2 protein-coding genes are annotated in these 894 nt (G+C 35.0%); both read right to left on the bottom strand.

Features of this window, described 5'->3' with window-relative positions; translation table 11 throughout:
- The coding region (locus PGR74_RS14085; RefSeq protein ID WP_270517392.1) for a hypothetical protein at positions 1–542 on the bottom strand (542 nt) is incomplete at its 3' end.
- The coding region (locus PGR74_RS14090; protein WP_270517396.1) for a hypothetical protein at positions 539–894 on the bottom strand (356 nt) is incomplete at its 5' end. The genes PGR74_RS14090 and PGR74_RS14085, both read right to left, overlap by 4 nt.

Consider the following 894-nt stretch of genomic DNA (forward strand, 5'->3'; position numbering starts at 1 on the left):
TTTTTGATATAGATCCCGGGCGAGGCGTCTACCACGTAAATAGTATATCCTTCGGGTAAACGATTGTTTAATGGGTCCCTATCTGCACGATGAATATCAGAAGAATAATTTTGTTCATAAAAATTAGGTACCGGTATATAGCCTTTACTGTTCGACCAAGGATAATTTTTTTCAAATTCCCGATAACGTTCCACCGTGCTCTCCCCGAGTCTACCGACAATCAACAAATTACTATCTTGTGAAGAATAAACAGTTTCATGCTTACTATTAACCAATGCCCTAGCGAGAGAGTCTGAATAAGAAACCTCCAAAATCATTCCGTTAAACCTATAATATTCGTATGAATCTAAAGCGTATCCTATAATTCTCGAGTATAAAGAATGAACATAAGAAGGAAATATGGATACAAGAGAACTGTCAAACATTGAACGAGACTTTAAATAGTCTTTATTAAATTCTGCCTTTGCCCGTTCCATTGAATCATACTTGCATCCACCAAATATTATCAATAATAACAAAATTACTCCTATTATGTTTTTCATTTTAATCCTGTTTTTTTATATTTTACTCTTTCGTTCATATAATCAAATTCATTACCAAATTTAGAACCAGCTTGTACGAAGCTCCAAAATCCCGCCCAGAATGTATCTATTTCCACAGGATTTGTATAACGTATCGTACTTGTCCGTCCTGTAGTAACAAACAACAAATTTTCCACTCTTGGAGAAACAAGGTGTTTCAATCCTTGATAGTGAAGGACAGATTTGTTCCTGGGTAGATATGTTGCTTTCTCCACGAATATATCTCGTTTACCATAAATAAAATCTGCCATTCTTCCTCTTCCCTTATCCATATACATGGTATAACTAGTTTTATCTTCCACGTATTGGGTCA

Source organism: Sanguibacteroides sp. AM78-02pH3A (genome assembly GCF_027666085.1).
Classification (GTDB): Bacteria; Bacteroidota; Bacteroidia; order Bacteroidales; family Marinifilaceae; genus Gabonibacter; species Gabonibacter massiliensis.